This is a genomic window from Pseudoclavibacter sp. VKM Ac-2867 (assembly GCF_015351275.1).
GTDB lineage: Bacteria > Actinomycetota > Actinomycetes > Actinomycetales > Microbacteriaceae > Pseudoclavibacter.
On sequence record NZ_JADKSL010000020.1, the window covers coordinates 25,241 to 48,785 of the forward strand.

24 protein-coding genes and 1 riboswitch are annotated in these 23,545 nt (G+C 68.4%); of the genes, 10 read left to right on the forward strand and 14 right to left on the reverse strand.

The genetic code is table 11. From position 1 onward, the window contains the following. Positions 1 to 39: 39 nt before the first annotated feature. Positions 40 to 1,818, reverse strand: a complete 1,779-nt coding sequence (locus tag ITJ67_RS16385; protein WP_194678350.1) for a long-chain-fatty-acid--CoA ligase — start codon at positions 1,816 to 1,818, stop codon at positions 40 to 42. Between the two features lie 62 nt (positions 1,819 to 1,880). Here ITJ67_RS16385 and ITJ67_RS16390 point away from each other — a divergent pair, with 62 nt between their 5' ends. Further along, positions 1,881 to 3,176: a DNA polymerase IV gene (locus ITJ67_RS16390; protein ID WP_194678351.1), complete on the forward strand. Its 1,296-nt coding sequence runs from the start codon at positions 1,881 to 1,883 to the stop codon at positions 3,174 to 3,176. Positions 3,177 to 3,203: 27 nt separating this feature from the next. On the opposite strand, the gene ITJ67_RS16395 is transcribed toward ITJ67_RS16390, so the two are convergent. The 4 genes from ITJ67_RS16395 to glgX form a co-directional block, all read right to left on the reverse strand. Then, positions 3,204 to 3,524, reverse strand: coding sequence for a DUF2277 domain-containing protein (locus tag ITJ67_RS16395; protein ID WP_194678352.1), 321 nt, complete (start codon positions 3,522 to 3,524; stop codon positions 3,204 to 3,206). A gap of 257 nt (positions 3,525 to 3,781) precedes the next feature. Next, positions 3,782 to 5,572, reverse strand: coding sequence for a malto-oligosyltrehalose trehalohydrolase (treZ, locus tag ITJ67_RS16400; RefSeq protein WP_323741491.1), 1,791 nt, complete (start codon positions 5,570 to 5,572; stop codon positions 3,782 to 3,784). Between the two features lie 47 nt (positions 5,573 to 5,619). Next, complete coding sequence (gene treY, locus ITJ67_RS16405; protein ID WP_160070617.1) at positions 5,620 to 7,944, reverse strand: malto-oligosyltrehalose synthase; 2,325 nt, start codon at positions 7,942 to 7,944, stop codon at positions 5,620 to 5,622. Between the two features lie 46 nt (positions 7,945 to 7,990). Next, positions 7,991 to 10,186, reverse strand: coding sequence for a glycogen debranching protein GlgX (glgX, locus tag ITJ67_RS16410; RefSeq protein ID WP_160070616.1), 2,196 nt, complete (start codon positions 10,184 to 10,186; stop codon positions 7,991 to 7,993). A gap of 139 nt (positions 10,187 to 10,325) precedes the next feature. Between glgX and ITJ67_RS16415 the strand changes: the two genes are divergently transcribed. From ITJ67_RS16415 to ITJ67_RS16435, 5 genes are all read left to right on the forward strand, one after another. Beyond that, a complete protein-coding gene (locus ITJ67_RS16415) occupies positions 10,326 to 10,658 on the forward strand; it encodes a hypothetical protein (RefSeq protein ID WP_104298986.1) in 333 nt (110 codons plus the stop codon). A gap of 24 nt (positions 10,659 to 10,682) precedes the next feature. Further along, positions 10,683 to 10,792: riboswitch (TPP riboswitch) on the forward strand. A gap of 51 nt (positions 10,793 to 10,843) precedes the next feature. Beyond that, positions 10,844 to 11,497 (forward strand): ECF transporter S component, encoded by a 654-nt coding sequence (locus ITJ67_RS16420; RefSeq protein WP_160070615.1) that lies wholly within the window; start codon positions 10,844 to 10,846, stop codon positions 11,495 to 11,497. 5 nt (positions 11,498 to 11,502) lie between these two features. Continuing rightward, a complete protein-coding gene (locus tag ITJ67_RS16425) occupies positions 11,503 to 13,029 on the forward strand; it encodes an ABC transporter ATP-binding protein (protein WP_194678354.1) in 1,527 nt (508 codons plus the stop codon). Continuing rightward, entirely contained in the window at positions 13,026 to 13,898 is an 873-nt protein-coding gene (locus ITJ67_RS16430) for an energy-coupling factor transporter transmembrane component T family protein (RefSeq protein WP_194678355.1), read from the forward strand. The genes ITJ67_RS16425 and ITJ67_RS16430 overlap by 4 nt, the downstream gene beginning before the upstream one ends. Next, positions 13,895 to 14,467 (forward strand): cobalt ABC transporter, encoded by a 573-nt coding sequence (locus ITJ67_RS16435; protein ID WP_194678356.1) that lies wholly within the window; start codon positions 13,895 to 13,897, stop codon positions 14,465 to 14,467. The genes ITJ67_RS16430 and ITJ67_RS16435 overlap by 4 nt, the downstream gene beginning before the upstream one ends. A gap of 29 nt (positions 14,468 to 14,496) precedes the next feature. Here ITJ67_RS16435 and ITJ67_RS16440 read toward each other — a convergent pair whose 3' ends face one another. From ITJ67_RS16440 to ITJ67_RS16450, 3 genes are read right to left on the reverse strand one after another with little or no spacing between them, the layout of a single operon-like run. Continuing rightward, the gene (locus ITJ67_RS16440) at positions 14,497 to 15,108 is read right to left on the reverse strand and encodes a hypothetical protein (RefSeq protein WP_160070612.1); all 612 of its coding nucleotides are present in this window, start codon (positions 15,106 to 15,108) and stop codon (positions 14,497 to 14,499) included. A 37-nt stretch (positions 15,109 to 15,145) separates the two neighbouring features. Further along, on the reverse strand, positions 15,146 to 15,493 hold the full coding sequence (locus ITJ67_RS16445; RefSeq protein WP_194678357.1) for a metallopeptidase family protein: 348 nt from the start codon (positions 15,491 to 15,493) through the stop codon (positions 15,146 to 15,148). A 41-nt stretch (positions 15,494 to 15,534) separates the two neighbouring features. Then, a complete protein-coding gene (locus tag ITJ67_RS16450) occupies positions 15,535 to 15,975 on the reverse strand; it encodes a cytidine deaminase family protein (protein ID WP_104240723.1) in 441 nt (146 codons plus the stop codon). Between the two features lie 72 nt (positions 15,976 to 16,047). On the opposite strand from ITJ67_RS16450, the gene ITJ67_RS16455 reads away from it, so the two are divergent. The 3 genes from ITJ67_RS16455 to ITJ67_RS16465 all read left to right on the forward strand — a co-directional run bounded on the left by ITJ67_RS16455 (position 16,048) and on the right by ITJ67_RS16465 (position 17,906). Then, positions 16,048 to 16,815, forward strand: coding sequence for a class I SAM-dependent methyltransferase (locus ITJ67_RS16455; RefSeq protein ID WP_236558226.1), 768 nt, complete (start codon positions 16,048 to 16,050; stop codon positions 16,813 to 16,815). Between the two features lie 67 nt (positions 16,816 to 16,882). Then, entirely contained in the window at positions 16,883 to 17,245 is a 363-nt protein-coding gene (locus ITJ67_RS16460) for a hypothetical protein (RefSeq protein WP_160070611.1), read from the forward strand. A 55-nt stretch (positions 17,246 to 17,300) separates the two neighbouring features. After that, positions 17,301 to 17,906 carry a phosphoribosylanthranilate isomerase gene (locus ITJ67_RS16465; protein ID WP_160070610.1) on the forward strand — a complete coding sequence of 202 codons (606 nt, stop codon included), beginning with the start codon at positions 17,301 to 17,303 and terminating at the stop codon, positions 17,904 to 17,906. 115 nt (positions 17,907 to 18,021) lie between these two features. On the opposite strand, the gene ITJ67_RS16470 is transcribed toward ITJ67_RS16465, so the two are convergent. Then, complete coding sequence (locus tag ITJ67_RS16470) at positions 18,022 to 18,948, reverse strand: LysR family transcriptional regulator (protein ID WP_194678358.1); 927 nt, start codon at positions 18,946 to 18,948, stop codon at positions 18,022 to 18,024. A gap of 72 nt (positions 18,949 to 19,020) precedes the next feature. Here ITJ67_RS16470 and ITJ67_RS16475 point away from each other — a divergent pair, with 72 nt between their 5' ends. After that, positions 19,021 to 20,016: an EamA family transporter gene (locus tag ITJ67_RS16475; protein ID WP_194678359.1), complete on the forward strand. Its 996-nt coding sequence runs from the start codon at positions 19,021 to 19,023 to the stop codon at positions 20,014 to 20,016. Positions 20,017 to 20,509: 493 nt separating this feature from the next. On the opposite strand, the gene ITJ67_RS16480 is transcribed toward ITJ67_RS16475, so the two are convergent. The 5 genes from ITJ67_RS16480 to ITJ67_RS16500 form a co-directional block, all read right to left on the reverse strand. Next, positions 20,510 to 21,004 (reverse strand): hypothetical protein, encoded by a 495-nt coding sequence (locus ITJ67_RS16480; RefSeq protein WP_194678360.1) that lies wholly within the window; start codon positions 21,002 to 21,004, stop codon positions 20,510 to 20,512. Positions 21,005 to 21,073: 69 nt separating this feature from the next. After that, positions 21,074 to 21,283 carry a hypothetical protein gene (locus ITJ67_RS16485; RefSeq protein WP_194678361.1) on the reverse strand — a complete coding sequence of 70 codons (210 nt, stop codon included), beginning with the start codon at positions 21,281 to 21,283 and terminating at the stop codon, positions 21,074 to 21,076. A 103-nt stretch (positions 21,284 to 21,386) separates the two neighbouring features. Then, positions 21,387 to 22,328 carry a hypothetical protein gene (locus tag ITJ67_RS16490; RefSeq protein ID WP_194678362.1) on the reverse strand — a complete coding sequence of 314 codons (942 nt, stop codon included), beginning with the start codon at positions 22,326 to 22,328 and terminating at the stop codon, positions 21,387 to 21,389. Further along, positions 22,325 to 22,942, reverse strand: a complete 618-nt coding sequence (locus ITJ67_RS16495; protein ID WP_194678363.1) for a DUF6932 family protein — start codon at positions 22,940 to 22,942, stop codon at positions 22,325 to 22,327. Before ITJ67_RS16495 ends, ITJ67_RS16490 begins: the two co-directional genes overlap by 4 nt. 130 nt (positions 22,943 to 23,072) lie before the next feature. Continuing rightward, on the reverse strand, positions 23,073 to 23,534 hold the full coding sequence (locus ITJ67_RS16500) for a hypothetical protein (RefSeq protein WP_194678364.1): 462 nt from the start codon (positions 23,532 to 23,534) through the stop codon (positions 23,073 to 23,075). Between the last annotated feature and the right edge of the window lie 11 nt (positions 23,535 to 23,545).

The following is a 23,545-nucleotide window of genomic DNA, read 5'->3' on the forward strand; positions in this document are numbered from 1 at the left end:
CTGTGGCCCGCCCCGTGCGTCGCAGGGGCGGGCCACCCGCTACTTTGCGGTCGTGTCGGAGGCTGACTCGGCCGCAGCTCCGCCATCCGCATCCGGAGCGGCGCTGTCATCGGCTGGCGCAGCTGTCGCGTTGCGGTTCTGCTGGAGCGCATCGCGCACCTTCTTGCGCAGCACCTTCCCGATGAGCGACTTCGGGAGCTCCTCCCACACGACGTAGGAGCGAGGCACCTTGTGCTCCGAAAGTCGCTCGCGAACGAAGGCGCGGGCCGCCGCCTCGTCGAACGTCGCCCCCGCGTCGAGCACCACCACGGCGGTGACCGCCTCAGCGCCCCCGCCGCGCTTGATCCCGACGACGGCAACCTCGGCGATACCAGGGATCTCGGTGACCACCCGCTCGACCTCGGAGGGCGAGACGTTGAAGCCGCCCGTGATGATGAGCTCCTTCTTGCGATCGACGACCGTCACGAATCCATCCTCGTCCTGCACGACCAGATCACCGGAGCGCACCCAGCCACCCTCGATGAGTACCTCAGCGGTCTCCTGGGGGCGGTTCCAGTACCCCTGGAAGGTCTGCGGCCCCTGGATGAGCAGCTCGCCGACCTCGCCGAGCTCTACCTCCGTGCTCGGGTCGCTGGGGTCGGTGACCTTGATGTGCGTGGACGGGAAGGGGATGCCGATGGTGCCGGTCTTGCGCTTGTCGGTGAAGGGGTTTCCGAGCGCCACGGGGGAGGTCTCCGTGAGGCCGTAGCCCTCGACGAGCTGTCCGCCTGCGACGGCCTCCCACCGGTGCACGATGCCGTCGTTGAGCGTCATCGCGCCGGAGATCGCGTAGATGACGCCGGAGAGGTCGAGCTTGCCGTCCTTCGCGACGCGAGCGAGCCGGTCGTACATGGGCGGGACGGCAGGGATGAACGTCGCCGGCGACTTCTTGGACGCCTCGATGACGAGCTCGGGGTCGAACGTCGGGAAGAGCACGGCCTTCGCGCCGACGCTCACGGAGTAGATGACCGACAGCAGCACGCCGAACGCGTGGAACATGGGGAGGACGCCGTAGATGGTCTCGTTGCCTGCCGTGAACTCGGGCATCCACGCCGCGCCCTGACGGGCGTTGGACCACAGGTTGCGGTGCGTGAGCATGGCGCCCTTGGGGTGGCCGGTCGTCCCGCTCGTGTACTGCAGGCTCGCGAGATCCTCGGGTCCGGGCGTCGGGATGCTCGCATCGAGGAGCTGCTGCTTCGCGAGCTTCTCGAACGGCACCGTTCCCGGAGCCTTGGCGCTGAGCTTGGCGCGCGACGCGCGCGCCTTGGCGATCGGCAGGCGGAGGAGCAGCTGCGTCTTCAGCGGCATGCCCTTCGTCACATCGACGGCGATGACGTGGCGGATGCCGAGGCTGTGGGGCAGGGACTGCACGGTCGGAGCGGCCTTGTCCCAGGCGATGACGATCTCGGCACCGTGGTCTTCGAACTGAGTCCGGAGCTCGTCGCGCGTGTACAGCGGGTTGTGCTCCACGACGACGGCGCCGAGCCGCAGCACCGCGTAGAAGGCGACGACATGCTGCGGCGCGTTCGGCATGATGAGAGCCACCCTGTCGCCTCGCTTCACCCCGATCCGGCGGAGGCCCTGCGCGAACCGCAGCACCTGGTCCTGCAGCTCCGAGAAGGTCGTCTGGGCGCCGAAGAACTCGATCGCGGGCTTGTCCGGGAATCGCTCGGCGATCTCCGCGAGCATGTCTGGGAGTGATCCTGTGGGGACTTCGATGTCCTTCGGGGTTCCGGGTGCGTAGAAGGCGGTCCAGGCGCGAGACTCGTTCAGCTGCATGCGCAGAGTCTATTCGCGCAGAGCGTCCAGCAGATGTCGGTGGGGCGACGCACAATGGATGCATGACCAGGAAAGACATGGGGGTGCGGCAGACAGGTGCGGCGTCCGACCGCGACGCGTCCGCGAGCATCCTCCATGTCGACATGGACGCGTTCTTCGTGGCCGTCGAGCTGCTCGAGCGGCCCGATCTCGTCGGCAAGCCGGTGATCGTCGGCGGCACTCGGGAGCGGGGCGTGGTGTCGAGCGCCAGCTACGAGGCGCGGGCCAGGGGCGTCCGGAGCGCCATGCCGATGCATCAGGCGATCGCCCGCTGCCCGGAGGCGGTGGTGCTGCAGGGCAATATGGGCAAGTACCGTGCTGCTTCGCAGCAGGTCATGGAGATCTTCCGCGAGTTCACGCCGCTCGTCGAGCCGCTCTCGATCGACGAGGCGTTTCTCGACGTGTCCGGCGCGAGCCTGCTGTTCGGCTCGCCGGGTGAGATCGCGGCGAGCCTTCGCGCGCGGGTGAAGGCGCAGACGGGGCTGACCTGCTCGGTGGGTGCCGCATCCACCAAGTTCGTGGCGAAGCTCGCGTCCGGCAAGTGCAAACCGGACGGCATGCTCGTGATCCCGCACGAGGAGACGATCCCGTTCCTGCACCACCTGCCGGTCGGCGCGCTCTGGGGTGTGGGCGAGAAGAGCGAGGCGAAGCTGCGCGGCATCGGCATCCACACGGTCTTCGACCTCGCGCACACGCCGAGGCCCGTGCTGGAGCGGGCGGTCGGCAAGGCGGGGGCGGGCAAGCTGCACGCACTCGCGTGGGGGAGGGACGAGCGGGGAGTCGAGGAGGCGAGCCGTGAGAAGTCGATCAGCCACGAGCAGACTTTCCTGGAGGACGTGACCGACTTCGTCTTCCTGGAGCGCGAGGTGCGGGCTCAGGCGGATGCGGTGGCGACGCGCCTGCGTCGCGCGGGGCTGCAGGCGCGCCAGGTCGGCATCAAGCTGCGCTGGTCCGATTTCTCGACGATCACGCGCTCGCACACGCTCGGCGAGCCCAGCGATGTCGGCCACTCGCTGTACCTCGCCGCGCGGGAGATGCTGCGCGCGGCTCTCGTGCCGCCCAGGCCGGTGCGCCTCATCGGCGTGCGTGCTGAGCGGCTCGTGGAGGCAGGGAGCTCGGGGCAGCTGTCGCTCTTCGGGGCGGAGGAAGACGACGACTGGGAGGCGGCGGAGCGCGCCGTCGACCAGGCGGTCGCCCGCTTCGGGAAGTTCGCGCTTCGACCGGCGTCGCTGCTCGGCCGCGGGGAACGCAGCGACGGCACGGTCGGCATCAGCGAACGCGCGAATCGCAAGCAGGATGAGGCCCCGAACCAGCACTGAGACGGCAGGCCCGTCGGGTGTGCGCGCCTAGGACGCCGCCTGTGCGCCGCTTGTCGTGGTGGCACTGCTTGCCCCGCCCGCTTCCCGGGCCGAGATGCGGGCCTGCACCTCTGGGCGACGCAGCGGCGGCACGGTCTTCGGCGGCTGGCGCCGTTCCGGGAGGTCCTCGAGGAGGTGCTCGGTGATGTGCGCGATCTCGCGGACCGCCTTCTCGAAGGCCTCGCGTGTGCGCGCTGTCGGGTGCGTGATGCCGGAGACCTTGCGCACGTACTGGCGGGCGGCGGCTTCGATCTCGTTGTCGTTCGCGGCTGGTTCGAGCCCGCGCAGCTCTGTGATGTTTCTGCACATGCGCGACAGGGTACGCCGAGGCACTGCGATGACCACGAGAACATCGCCCCGCTCCGGCCTTCCCCGCCCCGGTTCCGGGCTCGGTTCGCGGTGACTGTGTCCAACTTCAGTGCAGGTTCCGGCGGTTGTGCCGGTTTCTGGTCGGCTGCGTCCGAATGTGCACTGATGTTGGTCAGCGCGGGCCGCCGCCGACTCTGCGGCGCTCCCGGCTCGCTGAGCGGCGTTCCCGCCCGGACCTCCGCGCAGTCGGGCGGGAACTAGCTGACGCGGATGACGGCGGCGCTCTCAGCTGGGAGGCGGAGCGGGACGGCGGACGCGCCCACCGGTGCGCCCGTGACGGTGCCGGAGCTCTGGCCGAGCGTGGCCCGTGCGTCCGTGGAGAAGAGCACCTCGGTGGCTCGGTCGACTCGCAGGTCCCGCTCGTCTGCCGAGAAGTTCACGGCGATGACAAGACCGCCACGCGTGATGACCAGCGTGCCGTCTTCCTGTGACGCCTCGACGCTGCTCGCATCGATCCAGGGCGTGGTGATGTCCGCTTCCCGCCTGCGGAGTGCGATGAGCTCGCGGTAGGTCTCGAGGAGCTGGGCGTGCTCCGGCTTCTCGAGCTCGCTCCAGTCGAGCTTCGACCGCTCGAACGTCGCGACGTCTTGCGGGTTCGGAACGACGGCGGCGTCCCAGCCCATGCGCGCGAACTCGCCGATGCGCCCCTCGGTTGTCGCCTTCGCCAGCTCCGGCTCCGGGTGGGAGGAGAAGAACTGGAAGGGGGTCGTGGCGCCCCACTCCTCGCCCATGAAGAGCATGGGTGTGAAGGGCGCGGTCAGCTCGAGCGTGGCCGCGATGGCCAGCTGGCCGGGGGAGAGCGTCGCCGTGAGGCGGTCGCCGATGGCCCGGTTGCCGATCTGGTCGTGATTCTGCGACGAGACGACGAGCCGCCAGGCGCGCGTGCGAGCCGGAAGGGGGCGACCGTGATGGCGACCTCGGAAGCTCGACAGCGTGCCGTCGTGGAAGAACCCCTTCTCGAGCACCTTCGCGAGGGCATCGAGACCCTCGAAGTCGGCGTAGTAGCCGCTGGTCTCCCCGGTCAGGTTGACGTGCACGGCGTGGTGGAAGTCGTCCGACCACTGGGCGTCGAGTCCGTAGCCGCCTGCCTCGTCTGACGTGATGAGGCGTGGGTTGTTGAGGTCGGACTCGGCGATGAGGGTCAGCGGGCGACCGAGGTGCGCTTCGAGCTCGTCGACGTCCAGGGCCAGCTCCTCGAGGATGTGCACGGCCCGGTCGTCGATGAGGGCGTGGACGGCGTCGAGCCGGAGCCCGTCGACGTGGAAGTCGCGCAGCCACATGGCCACGTTGGCGCGGATGAAGGCGCGAACCTCGTCGGAGTTCTCCCCGTCGAGGTTGACGGTGTCGCCCCACGCCGTGGCGTGGTGATCGGAGAGGTACGGCCCGAACTTGCCCAGGTAGTTGCCGGAAGGCCCGAGGTGGTTGTAGACGACGTCCTGGATGACGCCGATGCCACGCTCGTGGCAGGCCTCGACGAAGCGCTGGTAGGCGGCTGGTCCGCCGTAGCCCTCATGGACGGCGAACCAGTCGACGCCGTCGTAGCCCCAGCCGTGGGTGCCGCTGAACGCGTTGACGGGCATGACCTCGACGAAGTCGACCCCGAGCTGCTGCAGGTGATCCAGGCGATCGATCGCCGAGTCGAGCGTGCCCTCGGGCGTGAAGGTGCCGATGTGCACCTCGATGATGACGGACCCTGCCAGCGGGCGGCCGGTCCAGTCGCCGTCCACCCACGGGTGCCGGTCGGCGTCGAAGGTGCGCGAGAGGCCGTGCACGCCGTCCGGCTGCCACCGCGAGCGAGGGTCCGGGATGGGGGTCGGGTCGCCGTTGACGAGGTACCCGTAGTCGTGGGTGTCCTCGTCGAGCTCGAGCTCCGCGTCCGGTACCCACCAGTCGCCGTCGGTGCGCCGCATCGGCAGCTCGGTGCCGTCGAGGTGCAGGGCTAGCGTCTCGGCGTGTGGTGCCCAGACATCGAAGCGGGAATCGCGCACAGAGAACTCCTTGGTGGGAAGCGAGGTGGTGTGGATGCGGGTGCCGGCTAGGACCTTGCGAGCAGCGCCACGGGGTACTGCTGCAGGAGGGCGGCGAGCGGGACGTCCTTGCCACCCGTGAAGACCGCGGCGGTGAGCTGGTCGATCCATTCGCCCTCGGGGAGGGGGATGGTCGTGCCGATCCATCCGCCGCCTTGCTCGAGGCCGATGGGAAGGCGCGTGCCGATCGTGATGGCCCCGCCCCGCGAGAACGCGAGCGCGTGCTCTGCCGCTGGGCCGTCGGCGGTGATGCCCTCGTACTCGGTGAAGAGCTCCGGTCGGCTGCGGCGCAGGCGCAGGCAGGCCGCGGTCACGAGGAGCTTCGCAGCACCGGAGTCGTCGATCGCGGGGACCGCTCCGTGCAGGATCGCGTCGAGCGCCGCGGTGCGCGACGAGTAGTCGACACTCTGCCGGTTGTCTGGGTCGACGAGCGTGCGCGTCCAGAGCTCCGTGCCCTGGTAGACGTCGGGGATACCCGGCATCGTGAGCTGCACGATCTTCGCGGTCAGCGAGTTCGACCAGCCCGCCTCCTGCGTCTCGGCGACGACGTTCTGGACGACGTTCGACGCGACGGGGTTGTCGAAGACGGCGTCGACGGCCGCGTGCAGCTGCCCCTCGAACGTCTCGTTCGGGTTGGTCCAGCTCGTGTGCAGGTCGGCTTCGCGTGCAGCCTTCTCGAGGTAGTCGGTGAGGCGCTCGCGAGATGCGGGCCACGCGCCGACGATCGCTTGCCAGGTAAGCTGCGCGAACGCGTTGTCGTCGATGGGGGCCACATTCTGGAGCTCGGCGACGCTCTCCGCCCAGAACTCGGGGACCTCGCTGAGGGCGGTGATGCGGGCGCGAGTGTCCTCGCCGCGCTTCGTGTCGTGGGTCGACAGCGTGGTCATGGCGTCTGGCCAGTCGCGGGCCCGTGCACTCTGGAGCTCGTGGAACCGCTCCGGGGTGATGGAGAAGACGTTGGGGTCGCCGCCGACCTCGTTGAGTGAGGTGAGGCGTGCGTAGCGGTAGAACGAGCGGTCTTCGACGGCCTTCGCCATGATCATGCCGGTGGTCTGCTGCAGGCGCAGCGCGGCCTCGGCTTCTGGTGCCTCGAGGAACGGCAGGACGCGGGCGATCGACGCCGCGAGGTCCGGTCGCTGCTCGGTGGCGGCCTTGGCCGCGTCGGTGAGGTGGTTCGCACCCGTCGGAAGGTAGCTGCGGTACACGCTGAAGTGGGCGGCGATCTCGGCGACGGAGTCCTCGATGAGGTCGTCCTCGAGGCCCGTCGCGCGCAGTTCCCGTGCGATGCGGCGGATCTCGGCGTTCAGGGACACGTCGGCCACGGCGCGCTTCGCCTCGTGGATGAGCTGCTCCCAGTCGACCGGGTCGCCGTCCGCTCCCGCCGCGAGCTCGTCGAGCGGTTCTTCGGCGTCGGCGTCGACGAGCACCCGGTCGATCTGGCCGAGCGCGTCGTAGCCGGTCGTTCCTGCCGTGCGCCAATCGGCGGGCAGTGCCTCGTCGCCCTCGAGGATCTTCTCGACGAGCACATACGCTCCGCGCGTTCGGTCGGCGAGGTGGCGCAGGTAGCCGCCCGGGTCGCGGAGCCCGTCCGGGTGGTCGATCCGGAGCCCGTCGACGAGGCGGTGACGCATCCAGTCGAGGATCTCCGCGTGGGCTTCCTCGAACACGTGCTCGTCTTCGACGCGGATGCCCGCGAGCGAGGTGATGGTGAAGAAGCGGCGGTAGTTGAGGCGGCTGTCGCCTTGGCGCCAGTGGATGAGCTGGTAGTGCTGGTTGTCGAGCACTTCCCGCACCGATGCGCCTTCGGGTGCCGAGCCTTCCGCGAGCGGGTACTCGGTGGAGTGGTAGCGCAGCACGCCGGCCTCGGTGTCGACGGTCACGTTGGCGATCGCGTCGCCTCGCTCCCTGGGCATGTCGTCGTCGCCGACCGTGGGGATGAGGAGCTTGCCGCCGCCCGCCTCCCAGTCGATGTCGAAGGACTCTGCGTGGGCGGCCTGCTGGCCGTGCTTGAGCACATCCCACCACCACGGGTTGTCACGTGGTGTTCCGACTCCCATGTGGTTCGGGACGATGTCGACGAGCACGCCGAGGCCCAGCTCGCGGGCCTTCGCGGAGAACCGCTCGAGCCCCTCGCGCCCGCCACGTTCGTCGTCGACCTTCGAGGGGTCGACGACGTCGTAGCCGTGCGTGCTGCCTGGGGTCGCCTGGAGGATGGGCGAGAGGTACACCCATCCCACGCCGAGCCGCTCCAGGTAGGGAAGCTGCTCGGTGGCGGCGTCGAGGTCGAACTCCGACGTCAGTTGGAATCGGTACGTGCTGGATGGGATCCGCATCATGGTCTCCGTGGCGCGAGGTGCTTCTGAGATGGCTCTGGCTGGGTCAGCTGCCGAGGGGCGGCCGCGTGATGATGGGGATGGGGGTTGTCATCGCGGCGACGGAAGCGGCAACTGAATGGTCTGGCTTCTCGTTGAGCTCCGCTTCGCGCAAGACGACGAGCGAGCGCGGCTCGAGCGGGATGGTTGCTCCCGGCTCGACGGCCTCGAGGTCGGTGTGCATGCCGGAGGTGTCGATGACGATGTCCCAGTGGGAGGTGATCTCGACGCTCGGGATGGTCGCCTCGACGACTGTCTCGCTGGCGTTGAAGTAGACCATGAAGCTCACATCGGTGATCTCCTCGCCCCGCTCGTCGCGCCCGGCGATGGCGTTGCCGTTGAGGAACATGCCCATCGACTTCACGAACTCCGCGTTCCAGTCTTCGGATGCCATCTGCGTGCCGTCGGTCGAGAGCCACACGATGTCGGGCAGCGCGGATCCTTCGGCGCGCTCCTCGACGCGGCCGTTGAAGAAGCGGCGTCGACGGAACGTCGGGTGGTCGGCGCGCAGCTGCGCGACGGCCCGCGTGAACTCGACGAGCGGCTCGTCGGCGTTCTCCCAGTGCACCCAGCTGATCTCGCTGTCCTGCGCGTACGTGTTGTTGTTGCCGTTCTGCGTGCGCCCCAGCTCGTCGCCGTGGAGGAGCATGGGCACGCCCTGGCTGAGCAGCATCGTCGCGATGATGTTGCGCTGCTGCCGGGCGCGCATGGCGTTGATCTCGGGGTCATCGGTCGGGCCCTCGACGCCGAGGTTGTAGGAGCGGTTGTGGCTCTCGCCGTCGTTCCCGTTCTCGCCGTTGGCGTCGTTGTGCTTCTCGTTGTAGGAGACGAGGTCTCTCAGCGTGAAGCCGTCGTGGGCCGTGACGAAGTTGATGGAGGCGAAGGGGCGGCGTCCGGAGTGCTCGTAGAGGTCGGCGGATCCGGTGATGCGGCTCGCGAACTCGCCAAGCGTCGATGGCTCGCCTCGCCAGAAGTCGCGCACGGTGTCGCGGTACTTGCCGTTCCACTCTGTCCACTGCGGTGGGAAGTTGCCGACCTGGTAGCCGCCGGGGCCGACGTCCCACGGCTCGGCGATGAGCTTCACCTGCGAGACCACCGGGTCCTGCTGCACGAGGTCGAAGAAGGTGGACAGCTTGTCGACGTCGTGGAGCTCGCGGGCGAGGGTGGAGGCGAGGTCGAAGCGGAAGCCGTCGACGTGCATCTCGGTGACCCAGTAGCGCAGCGAGTCCATGATGAGCTGCAGCGAGTGCGGGTGGCGCATGTTGAGCGAGTTGCCGGTGCCCGTGTAGTCGGTGTAGTACCGCTTGTCGTCTTCCTCGAGCCGGTAGTAGGCGGCGTTGTCGATGCCGCGGAAGCTGAGGGTCGGGCCGAGGTGGTTGCCTTCTGCCGTGTGGTTGTAGACGACGTCGAGGATGACCTCGATGTTGTTGGCGTGCAGCGTGCGCACCATCGACTTGAACTCCTGCACCTGCTGGCCTGCCGTGCCCTGGGAGGCGTAGTCGGCGTGCGGGGCGAGGAACGAGATGGTGTTGTACCCCCAGTAGTTGCGGAGGCCCTTCTCGATGAGGGTGCTGTCCTGCACGAACTGGTGCACGGGCATGAGCTCGATGGCGGTGACGCCGAGCCGCTTGAGGTGCTCCACGATCGCGGGGTGCGCGATGCCGGCGTACGTGCCGCGGATCTCCTCCGGCACGTCCGGGTGCAGCTCGGTGAGCCCCTTGACGTGCGCCTCGTAGATGAGGGACTCGTTGTAGGGGATGCCGGGCTTACGGTCGCCAGCCCAGTCGAAGTAGGGGTTGATGACAACGCCCTTCATCATGTGGGGCGCTGAGTCGAGGTCGTTGAACGAGTCGGGGTCGCCGAAGTTGTAGCTGAAGAGCGACTGGTCCCAGTCGATGTCGCCCGTCGTCGCCTTCGCGTACGGGTCGAGGAGGAGCTTCGCCGGGTTGCAGCGGCTTCCGTTGATCGGGTCGTAGTCGCCGTGCATCCGGTAGCCGTACTGCTGGCCTGGCTGCACGTGAGGGAGGTAGGCATGCCAGACGTGCGCGTCCTGCTCGTGGAGCCTCACCCGTTCCTCGTTGCCGTCGTCATCGAAGAGGCACAGCTCGACCTTGTGGGCGGCCTCGCTGAAGATCGCGAAGTTGGTGCCACTTCCATCGAACGTCGCTCCGAGGGGGTAGGCATTTCCGGGCCACGTTTTCATGCACGCTCCTATTGCTTCATCGAAGAACATCGCGTGTGGATGCAGGCACTAAAGCTACCAAAGGGTGGGAGCGCTCTCGCCCGCAAGCACACAGGACTTCTCCTGGTTGGCAGGCATGTCGACGACCTACGCTGGCCGCATGACGAACCTCACACAGAACCTCACGGACTCGGTCAAGAAGCTCGGCGTCACACTCGCCTATGGCGAGAAGGTGGAACTCGGCAAGTCCACGATCCTTCCGGTCGCTCTCGTCTCGTACGGCTACGGCGGTGGTGAGAGCACTGAGGAGGGTCAGGAGAACTCGTCGGGCGGCGGTGGCGGCGGGATGGCCGTGCCGGTCGGCGCGTACGTCGATGACGAGTTCGGCACGAGCTTCCGTCCGAACATCATCACGCTGCTCGTCGTGTCGATTCCGCTGGTGTGGACGGTCGGGCACGCCCTCCCGCGACTCATCAAGGCGCTCAAGAAGTAGCTCCGGCCGCGGTACGGCCTATACTCGGGGTGTTCACGGGAGTCCGGTAGTCCGGGCTGAGAGGAAGGCTCAAGCCTTCGACCGTCAAACCTGATCTGGGTAATGCCAGCGCAGGGAGGCACATCTCCGAGCAGGGTCGCCCACGGCTCTGCGCCCGTGCACTTTCACTCGAAAGGGCACACAGCATGACAACTTCCTCGACTCCATCTCCGACTGCGGCAGCGCAGGTTCCGGCTCAGGCGAAGGCGCCGAAGAGCCGCTTCCGCTGGCGGGTCATCGACATCGTCACGGCGGCCGTTCTCGGTGTCGCGACGGGCCTCATCTTCATCTTCTGGAACAGCGTCGGCTACGCCTGGTTCGTGGCGATGGATGCGTTCACTCCGGGGATCGGCGGCATAGCGGTCGGCATCTGGCTGCTCGGCGGCGTGCTGGGCGGGCTCATCATCCGCAAGCCGGGGGCTGCGCTCTTCGTCGAGGTGCTCGCGGCGTGCGTCTCCATGCTGCTCGGCAGCCAGTGGTCGATCGAGACCGTCTACTCGGGTATCGCGCAGGGCCTCGGTGCCGAGCTCATCTTCGCGCTCTTCCTCTACAGGCGCTTCGGTCTGAGCGTCGCGATGCTCGCGGGCGCGGGTGCTGCCGTGGCCGCGTGGGTGCTCGAGCTGTTCCTCAGCGCGAACATCGAGAAGGGCCCTGAATTCCTGACGATCTACCTCGTCGCCGTCGTGGTCTCAGGTGCGGTCCTGGCCGGAGTCGTCGGCTGGCTGCTCACGCGAGCGCTCGCCGCGACGGGCGCGCTGAACCGCTTCGCGGCGGGCAGAAGCGCGAAGCGAATCGGCTAGCGCTCGTGGGCGCGAGAGTCGAGGCGAGGGGGTGGGGCTGGCGCCACGCCGACCGGGCGAAGCTGGCGGTCAGCCAGCTCGACCTGACGATCGAGCCCGGAGAAGCTGTGCTGCTGCTCGGGCCGTCGGGGGCGGGCAAGTCGACGCTCCTGGCGGCTCTTGCCGGGGTGCTCGGCGACCACGAGGACGACGGGCAGGAGCTCGGCTCGCTGCTGGTCGACGGCAGGCATCCGACGGATGCCCGCGGCGCGGTGGGGCTGGTCCTGCAGGATCCGCAGGCGAACACGGTGCTCGCCCGCATCGGCGACGACGTCGCCTTCGGCTGCGAGAACCTCGGTGTGCCGCGCGCCGAGACCTGGGTTCGGGTGCGCGAGGCGCTCGACGCCGTCGGGCTGCGGATGCCGCTCGACCGCTCGACCGCGCAGCTGTCCGGCGGTGAGCGCCAGCGCCTCGCGATCGCGGGCGTGCTCGCGATGCGGCCGAACCTCATCCTGCTCGACGAGCCGACCGCGAACCTCGACCCGGCCGGTGTCGAGGAGGTTCGCGAGGCGGTTGTGCGTGCCGCCGAGGTCACCGGCGCGACGCTCATCGTCATCGAGCATCGGGTGGATGTGTGGCGTTCGAGCGTCGACCGGGTCGTCGTGCTCGGCACTGAGCAGCACCTGCTCGCAGACGGTGCCCCTGACGTGATCCTGGAGGAGCAGCGGGAGTCGCTCCTCGCGGCGGGTGTGTGGATAGGCGGCCACGAACCCACGGTTCCCCGGGGCGAGCGCGCCCCGGGCGAGGACCTGCTCGTCGCCGACGGCCTGGGGTTCGGGCGTGCCGACTATCCGCTGCACACGCAGTTCGGCGCGACGCTGCGGGCGGGGGAATCGACGGTGGTGCTCGGGCCCAACGGCGCGGGCAAGACGACGCTGGCGCTGACGCTCGCTGGCCTGCTCAAGCCGGTCGCGGGCGACGTGCGTGCGAGCAGTGCCCTGCGTGAAGCTGGCGAAGACGCTGACCGTCGACGGGGTGGCTGGGCACTCGGCAGGTTCCGCGCTGCGGGCCCGGTCGGCCCGCATCCTTCTGCCTGGCGTTCCCGTCAGCTGCTGACGAGGATCGGCACGGTCTTCCAGCAGCCCGAGCACCAGTTCGTCGCCGGCACGGTGCGGCGCGAGCTCGAGGTGGGACCGGATGCGGTGGGGCGGGGCAGACGCGAGACGAGCGAACGCGTCGACGAGCTGCTCGCGGCGCTGCGCCTCTCGCACCTCGCGGAAGCGCACCCCTTCACGCTCTCCGGCGGTGAGCAGCGTCGGCTGTCCGTCGCGACGGTCCTCGCGACAGCGCCTCGGGTGCTCATCTTCGACGAGCCCACCTTCGGGCAGGACCGCAGGACCTGGACGGAGCTCGTCACGATCATGTCTCGCCTCGTCTCCGAGGGGCACTCGCTGGTCTCCGTGACCCACGACGAGCAGCTCGTGCGTGTGCTCGGCGACCAGCGCATCCGCATCGAAGCCCACGACCGCAAGAATGAGAAGGTGCCAGCATGAGCGGCAGCGGCGCGGGCGTCCCCTCGGCGGGTTCCCGCCCGGCATGGTCGGCAAGGTCGCCCCAGGTCGACGCCGACGGCGTGCCGCTCGAGGTGCTCCCCGTCGGCGGACGGTTCCTCGACCGCGTGAACCCGGTCACGCCGTTCCTGGCGGCGGTGCTGTACTCGATACCCCTGCTGACGACGCTCGACGTCGTCTCGGCGGCCGTCGCGCTGACGCTCTCGCTCCTCGCCTTCGGCGTCGCCGGCGTGCGCCCCATGGAGGTCCTGCGATCGAGCTGGATCCTCCTCATCGCCGCCCCCGTCTCCGCCACGAGCATGCTGCTGTACGCCAAGCCCGGCGGGGCGAGCTACGGGCAGTTCCTCTACGCGAACATCACCGACAACTCCATCCAGCTCGCGATCGCCGTCGGCGTGCGCGTGCTCGCGATCGGCGTGCCGACGCTCGTCGCGTTGAGCCGCATCGACCCGACCCGCCTCGCCGACGGCCTCGCGCAGGTCGCGCACCTCCCGGCGAGGTTCGTGGTGTCGGCGCTCGCGGGCATCCGCCTCTTCGCCGTGTTCCGCGACGACTGGACGGCGATGAGCCAGGCGCGCCGCGCTCGCGGTCTCGGCGACTCCGGTGCCATCCGACGGTTCATGACGATGGCGTTCGCGCTGCTGGCCCTCGCGCTGCGACGGGCAGGGACACTCGCGACCGTCATGGAGGCTCGCGGCTTCGGCGCTGAGGACATCACGCGGACGTGGGCTCGCCCCTCACGTCTCGGCTGGCGAGACCTCGTTCTCGTGCTTGCGGCGGTGGTGATCGCCGGCGCGGCCATCGGTGTGGCCGTCGCGGCGGGGTCGTACCGGCTCGTGGGCAGCGCGTGAGCAGGGTCGCGGCGCTGCTGGACCGCGTGCTGGTGGACGCCCGCGGGTCGCGCCCGGTTGTGCTCATCGACGGCGGTTCGGGCTCGGGCAAGACGACGCTCGCGGGGGAGCTGCTGGCGGAGTTTCGGGCGCGCGGCTTCGAGAGCGCGCAGCTGGTGTCCCTCGACGACGCCTACCCGGGCTGGGGTGGCCTCGCTGCCGCCTCGCAGGCGGTGCACCGCGACATGCTGAGTCCCGAGCAGCCGGGGTCCCAGCACCGCCCCGGCTATGAGAGCTGGGATTGGGCGGCGGATGCGCCCGGTCCGTGGCGGGACCTCGACGGCTCCGCGCCGCTCATCGTCGAGGGCTGCGGTTCGCTGTCGCACGAGAGCGCGCCGCTCGCGACGACGAGCGTGTGGATAGAGCTCGACGAGGCCCACCGGAAGCCGCGGGCGCTCTCGCGTCCTGCAGATGTCGGCGTCTTCGAAGAGTTCTGGGAGATGTGGGCGGCTCAAGAGCGCGAGCATTGGCGACGCAATGCGCCGTTCCTGCTCGCCGACGTCATCATCGAGGCCGCGCCCGGCGCGTGACGGGGTTTTTGCGGCGTCGCGAGGCGCCGTCAGCGCGGGCCGGTGCCCGCCTGGTCTGAGCTCTGCTGGCGGCGAGCGCGCACGTAGCGCACGGTGAAGATCACTGCGATGACCAGCCCCACCAGCGCTGCGAGCAGCCAGGTGCTACCGACGATGAGGCCGTAGACGGCATCGTCGTAGTCGATGCTGGTGCCGGGACCGGCGTCGAGGGAGAGGTCGGTGCCGATGCTGTCGGCGACCGGCCGCAGCAGGAGACCGGCGAGCGCGCCGACACCCGTCGCGAGGGGGATCGCAAATGCCCACCCCCAGAGCACGGAGCCGAACGTCGGACCGGCCGCGCCTGGTGTGCGACGAGCAGCCTGGATGCTCCGCGACCCGAGCAGGATCAGCACGACGAGGCCGGCACCTGCCGAGACGAACATCGCCCAGAAAGCGAACGCGGAGAGAAGCGTCTGCCCGGCCTCGACGAGCGGTGGGATGGGCCCGACGGTGTCGACCGTGATGCTCGCGGCAGCAAGCGCCGAGAGCAGACCGGTCACGGCCATCCACAGTGCGAAAGCTGGTGCCGCCAGGACGAGGACGATTCCCCAGAGGAGGCGTCCTGGCCGGAGGGGCCCGCGGGCTGGTGGCGTCTGCTGCATCCGGGAAGCGTATCGGGGACGCGCGACTCGGGAGGCTCTACGCCCAGCCCAGCTCGAGGAGCTGCGCGTCGTCGATGCCGTAGAAGTGGGCGATCTCGTGCACGAGCGTCGTATGCACCTCGTCGCGGAGGGTCTCCTCGTCGTCGCAGATCGACAGGAGCGGTTCGCGGAACAGCACGATGCGGTCGGGTAGCTCGCCGAAGCCGTACTGACCGCGATCCGTGAGCGCGAATCCCTCGTAGACACCGAGCAGGTCGAGCGAGCCGTCCTCTGGCCGGTCCTCGACGACGAAGATCAAGTTGTCGAGGCCGTCGACCATCTCGTCCGGCAGCTCGTCGAGCTCGTCGACGACCAGGGCCTCGAAGTTCTCCCGCGACATCTCCATCCGCTCATTGTGTCGCAGGGCGGCTGGACGGGGACCGGCGGCTAGACCTGCGCTGAGGCGTGGTCGTAGGCGAGGGGCAGGAGTTCGCGTGCGATCACGCTGATCAGGCCGTCGGGCCCGGGCAGGATCACCCGTATGTCGGGGTAGTGGTCGGCGAGCACCTGGCGGTCACGCCCGCAAGGGCTCATGACCCCGCGGCCGTGGTTCGCGACGGCGACGATGTGCGTCAGCTCGAGGGCACCAGCGGCGCGGGCCGAGCCGAGCGCCACCAGCTCGGCGCAGGGTCCGCCCGTGAAATGGTGCAGGTTCACGCCGACGTGCACCCGGCCGTCCGCCGCGCGCACGGCAGCCCCTACCGTGTGGATGCCGTCCTCATCCGGCCCAGCATCCGTTGTCGCATCGATCGTGGATCGGGCGGCTTCGACGAGCTCGAGTTCGCCTTCCGAGACGGGCCGGGCGGATGCGAGTTCGAAAGCGGTCATGACGTGAGCCTACGAGGTGTCCTCGAGAGGGTCTCCTGGCTCGATGCTGGCGCTCCTCGCTAGGGTGCCCCTGTGACCGATGACGAATGCTCCCGCCCGCAGGAATGGCGAGCTGCGCACGCCGCCGCCATGGTCGGCTGGGACTTCTCCGTCCTGGACGGGCGCATGACCGCCGACGAACCCCACTGGGACTTCACCGCCGAGTGCCGTGCCGCGATGGCGTCTGCCACGCGGGTCGCCGACCTCGGCACGGGAGGCGGCGAGCGGCTCATCGAGCTCATCGGCGACCTCGGTGCCGCCGCGGAGTCCCTCTCCATCGCGGCAACCGAGGGGTGGGAGCCGAATATCGAGATCGCGAGGCGGAACCTGGCGCCGTTCGGTGTTGGCGTGCACCGGTACGACTCCGAGGCGGGTGACTCCCTGCCGTTCGAAGACGCGTCGCTGGACCTCGTCGTGTGCCGCCACGAGTCCTTCGACGCCGGGGAAGTCGCCCGTGTGCTCGCCCCGGGCGGGCGGTTCCTGACCCAGCAGGTTGACGGACGGGAAGCGCACGAGCTCCGAGAGTGGTTCGGCGGCGACCCGCTGCACGACGACGTGACGCTGGCGAACGCGAGCAGCGAGGTGGCAGCCGCCGGGCTCCGCATCGAGCTCGCCGACGAGTGGGCTGGGCGGATGACGTTCGCGGATGCACGTGCGCTGGTCGAGTACATGGCCCTGGTGCCATGGGATGTCCCAGGCTTCGAGGTCGACGCCAACATCAGCACGCTGCGTCGCCTGGACGCGGCGCGGCCGATCATCGTCACGCAGCGGCGGTTCCGACTGGCCGCAGTGCGCGACTGAGCTGCTCGACGCGCCGGAGCGTCCGCGCTCGCTGGCGTGGTGCGGCGCGGCCCGCGAGAATAGGGCCATGATCGACGTCTTCGGGGAGACCCTGACCCATGAGACGGTCGCGCGGTTCGCCTTCTGGGGCATGGTCATCGGCGTCGGAATCGCGCTGCGCATCGTCCGATCCGTGCGGCCGCGCCTGCTCAACCGCACGCGCTGGGGAGTGCTGGCCGCCGCCATCCTCCTGCTCCTCGTCGCTCTGAGCATCGTGAGCCTGTCCGCCTCCGTCGTCCTCTCAGTGGTGTCGAGCTTCCTGCTCGTCGCGCTGGGGGCAGCCGGCGCCGGTGCCCTCGTCGCGCTCGCGATCTTCTCCCTGCTCGAGTTCATCGCGCCCAAGCGGCGTCGCGACCTGGTTGCGGCACCCGCGGGCGCTCCGCAGCGCTGACACCTCACGGAGGAGCGAGGCGACCTCTCCTGCATCCACGCCCTATGATGCTCGCGTGTACGTCAAAGTGTGTGGCCTGGATTCTGTCGAGTCAGCGGCGGTTGCCGTCGAGAGCGGAGCCGACGCGGTCGGCATCGTGATGAGCCGCACGAGCCCGCGCAGGCGTTCCGCGGAGGAGGCCGGGAAGATCTTCGGTTCCGTTGCCGCTGGCGTCGATCGGGTGCTGGTCGTGCACGACATGCCGGCCACGGACGCCGCCGAGATCGCGGGAGCGGTCGGTGCGAACGTGCTGCAGCTGCACGGCTCCTACTCGGGCGATGAGGTTCGAGCTGCCGGCACGATCTTCCCGCGGATCTGGCGAGCCACCTCGCTCGCCGACGACCCTGAGCTGCGCGTCGGGGCGTTCGGTGAGGAACTCCTGCTGCTGGATGCGCCGAAGCCGGGGTCTGGCGAGCGCTGGGACCTCTCGGAGCTCGTCCGTCGTCGCCCTCAGGGGCGCTGGCTGCTGGCAGGCGGCCTGCACCCGGGGAATGTGGCCGAGGCGATCGGCGAGGCGGAGCCCTGGGGCGTCGACGTGTCGAGCGGGGTCGAGTCGAGCCCGGGCGTCAAGGACCACGCCCGGATTCGCGCCTTCGCGGAGTCCGCGAAGCGCGCCGGCTGACCGTTGAAGCACGCCGGCTGACGGCTCGTGCCCGATCTGCTGTCCAACTTGCGTGATGAAAGCCACCTCTGTCGCCGCATCCAGCATGCACTTGGGGTCCGATCACTAGAGCTGGTCAGGGACGCGGTGGGTCGACCTCCGCGAACTCCGCCTCCAGGTCGGCGCCCGCGGCGGTGAGGTGGTCGAGGACGGTTCGCACGGCGAAGCGCGCCTGACGGTCTGGACGGGCGATGGCGACGATGCTGCGCACGGACCGCACGCCGTCGAGCGGGCGCAGCACCACCCCCGGGCGCGGGCGAGTCGTGAAGCGCGGCAGCAGCGCGAGCCCCGTGCCAGTCGCGACGAGCGCTTCAACGAGTCGGTTGTCGCGGAGCCGCTGCACTCGATCGAGGTTGGTGCTCGTGGCGTTCTCGACGGCGATCAGGATGCTGTCGAACGGGTAACCGACGGGCACACCCACCCAGGTGGTGCCGAGCAGATCGCCAGGGACGAGGTGGTCGAGGTGCGCCAGCGGATGCTCGGACGGCAGGGCGACGTCGATCGGCTCCCGGGCGAGGACTCGCGTGTGCAGGTGCTCTGCCCCGCGCGGGACGTCTCCCGTGAGGCTGTGCCCGATGACGATGTCGGCGTCGAGGGTTCGCGCTGCGTACTCGGACTCGGCGAGGTCGAAGTCGTCGAGGTCGAGCTGGATCGCCGACCCCGCCGTGCGGCGGAGCAGGCCGGGGACAAGCGCCTCGCTGGCGCTCGGGAGCGCGCCGATCGAGACGGTGCCGCTCGGCTCGCCGAGGCTCGCCTCGAGCTTCGCCTGCACCTCGGCGAGCGCCCGGCCCACGTCGTCGGCGCCGTCGGCGAGGATCCTCCCGGCAGCGGTGAGGCGCAGCCCTCGGGAGAACGGCTCGACGAGGCTCGCGCCGACCTCCCGCTCTGCGGTCCTCAGCTGCTGCGAGAGGGCGGAGGGGGTACGGTGCGTGGCCTCGGCAACCGCCGCGAGCGTGCCCCGCAGCGACAGCTCACGGAGCAGCTCGAGGTGACGGAATTCCACGTAGGGAGCCTACAGTTACCAGTCACGGATCATCACTGGTGCTTCAGGGTGAGCGCGCCGCACACTGATCCCGTGCCTCCTCGTCATGTCGCCCTCGCCTGCCTCGTCGCAGTCCTCTGGGGTGTGAACTTCCTCGCCATCCACGCCTCGCTCGAGCAGTTCCCGCCGTTCTTCCTCATCGCCCTGCGCTTCGGGCTGCTCGCGATCCCGACGATCCTGTTCATCCCGCGCCCGAACGTGAAGCTGCGGTGGCTCGTCGGGTACGGGCTCGGCTTCGGCACCCTGCAGTTCGTCGGGCTCTACCTCGGTATGGCGGCGGGCTTCCCCACGGGGCTCGCGTCGCTCGTGCTGCAGATGTCGGCGCCGTTCACCGTGCTGCTCGGCGCGATCTTCCTCCGCGAGAAGCTCACGACGCGTCGAGTCATCGGCATCGCGGTCGCGGTCGCCGGCCTGCTGCTGGTCGGCGTCGCCCGGGGTGGCGCCGGAAGCTGGTGGCCGTTTGTGCTCGTGGTGATCGGCGCGTTCGGCTGGGCCATCGGCAACATCTCGAGCCGACTCGCCGAACCGCCGAAGCCCCTGCACCTGACGATGTGGATGGCCGTGGTGCCTCCCATCCCCATGCTCGCCGTCTCGCTGCTCGTGGAGGGGCCGGAACAGATCTGGGCGTCGCTCGCGACGGCGTGGACTGTTGCCGCGGTTCCCGCCTGGGTTGGGCTCGTCTACACGATCGTGCTCGGCACGGTTCTCGGCTCCGGAATCTGGGTGTGGCTCATGAAGCGCCACCCGGCGGGCGTCGTCGCACCGTTCTCGATGCTCGTCCCCGTGGTCGGCATCTCGACAGCGTGGCTCGTGCTGGGGGAGCGGCCCGGCCCGCTCGAGCTCGTCGGCGGCGCGATCGTGCTCTTCGGGGTCCTCTGGGCGAGCCGCATGCCAGCCGCAGCGCTCGTGCCGGCCCCGGATCCCAGCATCCCGGAGCCACCCGTCGCCGAATCGCCGCTGACTGAGCCGCCTCCTCCTGAATCGCCTCTCCCAGACTCACCAAAACTCGAGGCCCCCGCGCCTCGCTAGAAGCACGCGGGAGGCGCAGATTCCCGGCACTGGGAACCTGCGCCTCTCGCGTGGATGCGGCCGGACTGTCTTCGCACAGACCCGGCCCAACGACGAAGGCCCCGAGTTCCCCAGCACTTGCAAGTGCAGGGAACTCGGGGCCTTCCAACAGGGGGTGAGTAACGGGGCTTGAACCCGTTTAGACTGCCGCGAGCGCGAGGGATGCCCTGAGTTCCCAGCATTCACGGGGAACTAGGGGTGTCTAGGCTCACCAGAGCCACACCGCGTTTCCGCCGAGTATGGCCAAATTGTGTCCGGCGCGGGAGCCAACTTGATCGTCTCTATGCGCTGCTGAGCCTCGGCCTGGGTATCCCGTTCCGTTCCGCGAGCTTCTCGAGCGCGGGGGTGGCGAGTTCGATGAATCGCCGTCGAGCTTCTGGCCCCGGAGTACCGAATTTGTTGACCGGCGCCGCGCCCGTGACAGGGTCGCCTGACTTGTCCGCGTTCGAACGCTTCATGGTTCCTTCCGCTGCTCTGTCGAGATTTTTGAATCAGCCTTGATCTCCGAGCCGGTCGAGGTGCGAGGCACTTTCTTCAGCGATCCCCACCCGCCGACCCATCCGAACAGGGTCAAGGTCACTACAACAGGCCAAAGTACGTGCCACCAGCCGCCGGACGTGACCACGTAGACGCCGAGGCTGATACCGGACACCAGGAAGAGCACGCCCAGGACGATGCCGACCCCGTTGCGTCGCCTGTCCGAGTTCCCCGCGATGTCGCGGATGCGGTCCACGAGAGACGAGCGCAGCGCGTCACGCGCGGCCTCCCAGTCGGCATGTGGCTGCTCGTCGATGGTCTTGAGGATGGCGAGATCTTGAGTAATGGATTTTCGCTTGTCGCGTGACGTGAGGGACGTCAGGATGACCGTCAGGACGCCTCCGACGCCGGTCACGCCCGCGACGAGGAGTTCTGTGCTGAAAAGATCCACACGGGCATTCTCGCGCACCACGGCCCGACGAAGGACATCTCGCCGGGCCGTGCGTAGTTCGTCTAGCGGCGGGCCCAGCCCTACCGCCGCTCAATCTCGTTCACGACAATCTCGACGAACACGCTCGGCGTTTATCCGTTCTGGTTGTTGACCATGTCGATTTTCGTGGTTGGCGAGCCGGGCTCGGAAGGCGTAGACGCCTTGGCGGCCGCCCGTGCGCTGCACGTCGTCGACGGTCAGCGCGTGCTTCTGCGGCCGGAGCATCGTGAGCACGGAGTCGACGCCGCGGTCGACGCCCATGACCTCACCGCCCTCGGCGTACTTCGAGCGCCCGTGCGAGTCCCTAAACGTGACTGCTGCGGACGACTAGTTACCAGCGCTGTATGCGCCTGAAAGGGGTGACTCAGAGGTCATCGTTTTTCAGGATCCTGGCAGTCACCGCTTCGTATGCGTAGGTCGTCGCGCCCGTGGCGGCAGTCACTGTTTGTGTCTCCTTCGCTTCGATGCTCACCGGCGACTGTTTGAAGGCGGTGTGCAGAAGGTCGGTGACTTCATCTGAGGCCGTAATGACGATGCGACCCCGCTCCACGTCATCAACCTTGTGCTTGTTGTCCTTGCCGAGATTGAATACCTCGCCGACGATTGTGACGTCGTCCGTACGGGAGGTGGCGTCCTTCGCGAGCTTACGCAGGAACCCAGCCCCGGCGGTGGAGATGCGGCTTGATTGGAGCTTCGCCCCCGATCGAGCCACGCCAAGATCCAAGTTCAGATCACTCTCGCGCAAGGTGGATGCAAAGCGCGCAAGGTGTCGAGCCGTGCGCGGACCGAAACGTCGCAGGACGCCCGTGATCGAATCCAGGGTGCCGTGGCTCGAGACGGGGCGCTCGACTTGGTCGAAGAGGTCAAAGACCTCGCTGATGGCCGTGTCAAGCACCGTCGTCTCTACCGGAACTAGTGCGGTTTCACGAGCTGGCCGCAAGGAGAAAATCACCGATCCTGGCATCACCTGCGGCGAGAATCTGAGAGCCGTTGAGGCCAGGACTTCATTCGGCAACGGTCCACGCTTCGGCGTCTGAGCCATGATCACGGCACCGACTTCAGAGAGGACGTCTTGCAGCGAACCGAGAGCAGCCGTAGCCTCCCGGACGCCGATGGCGTGACGCTCGGGCAATGCACCTGTGAACCGTGCGTTCACGAAATGGAACTCGGCGTGCTGACGCTGCATCATGCGGAGGGCAGACAGATCCCCCAGGCCGAAGGCTTCGGAGCCTGACTCCTCGTCCTCGAGGGCTTCAAGGCGATTCCATAGGTCGGCCGCTGAGGTCGACTTACCGTCGCGGTTCACGAAAAATTCACCTCCAAGTACCCTCTCACCAGCGCCGCATCCTCGATCGTTGGTGGCTCATCTTTCGCACCGTTCGTCCGATGGCGACTCCACCAATCGTCCCACGCTCCTCGCTTGGACATGGGGGCGATTGCTTCTTCGGTCAGACCGGCGCCGGCCCAAGGATTGGCAATCAGATGTCTGACGATCATGAACCCATCCACCGACAAATCGAGCGCAGCAAATCCCCCAACTCGGAGCAGCTTGCTCAACTTGTCCCGTTTGGTCCCGCTCAGCTGATCGTGCTCAACTCCGTTCAGGATGAACGACACGTCGATGTCCTCGGGATCCAACTTTTCAGTGGTGAAACTGCCGCCAATCCACACCGTTTCGACGAGTTCAACGGCGAACTTCTCGCGCAGGAACTCGAGCGCGCTCAGGAAGTCCGCGTAGATCTGATCACGACTAGTCGAAGTCGCGAACTGAGTGGCGTCCACAAAGGCAGCCCGGATCTCGTCAAGGTCGCAGACATGGCGCCCGAGCGGGAGAAGGCCGGTTGGTTCCAACGGAGGCACACCCATAAAGCTCGATCCTAGGTGCCAGCTCGGCTGTAAGGCGACGAAAACGATCACCATCCCGGGCTGCGCCGGGGCGGTTGGAACGACTCGGATCAGACACTCAACTCCTCACCTCTCAGGAGCAGAGCGGTTAATCCCTGGCCTGTTAGCGGCACGAGGAGGCTCACGCGGGAGCAGAGTGTCACGGTCATGTCGGATTGCAGTTCCGCGCTACTCCCTGTCCGGTGACGGTCATGAACCTGCCCTGCGTGTAGAACTCGACCGCCATGCCGTCGATCTGCTGCCGCCATCCAGGCCACGCCAGGGCGTCAGCCCAGGCCTGCACACCGGTCCCGGACGGCGACCACTCGATGTGGAACGCATCGAGCTCAGTAAGAAAGCGCAGCGCTGCAGCGCTCATCTGCCCGCCCTCGGCAACGTGGTGGAGGTCGTAGCACCCCGGGCCGTCACCGTTGAGCATGAACGCGATGCCGTCGTCCGTGTGGGCCTCGCGGACAGCCTCGAGTGTCGACCCCGTCGCTGGCTTCGTCGATGAGGCCGCGCGGCCGTCAGGTTGGACGGGACGCTTCGTGAAGTGGTACGCCCAGCGTGCTTTCGAGGTCGATTCAGTGGAGAGATTCGCGGCGTTTCGGTGCCAAAAACGCGGCACCGGGTGCTGCA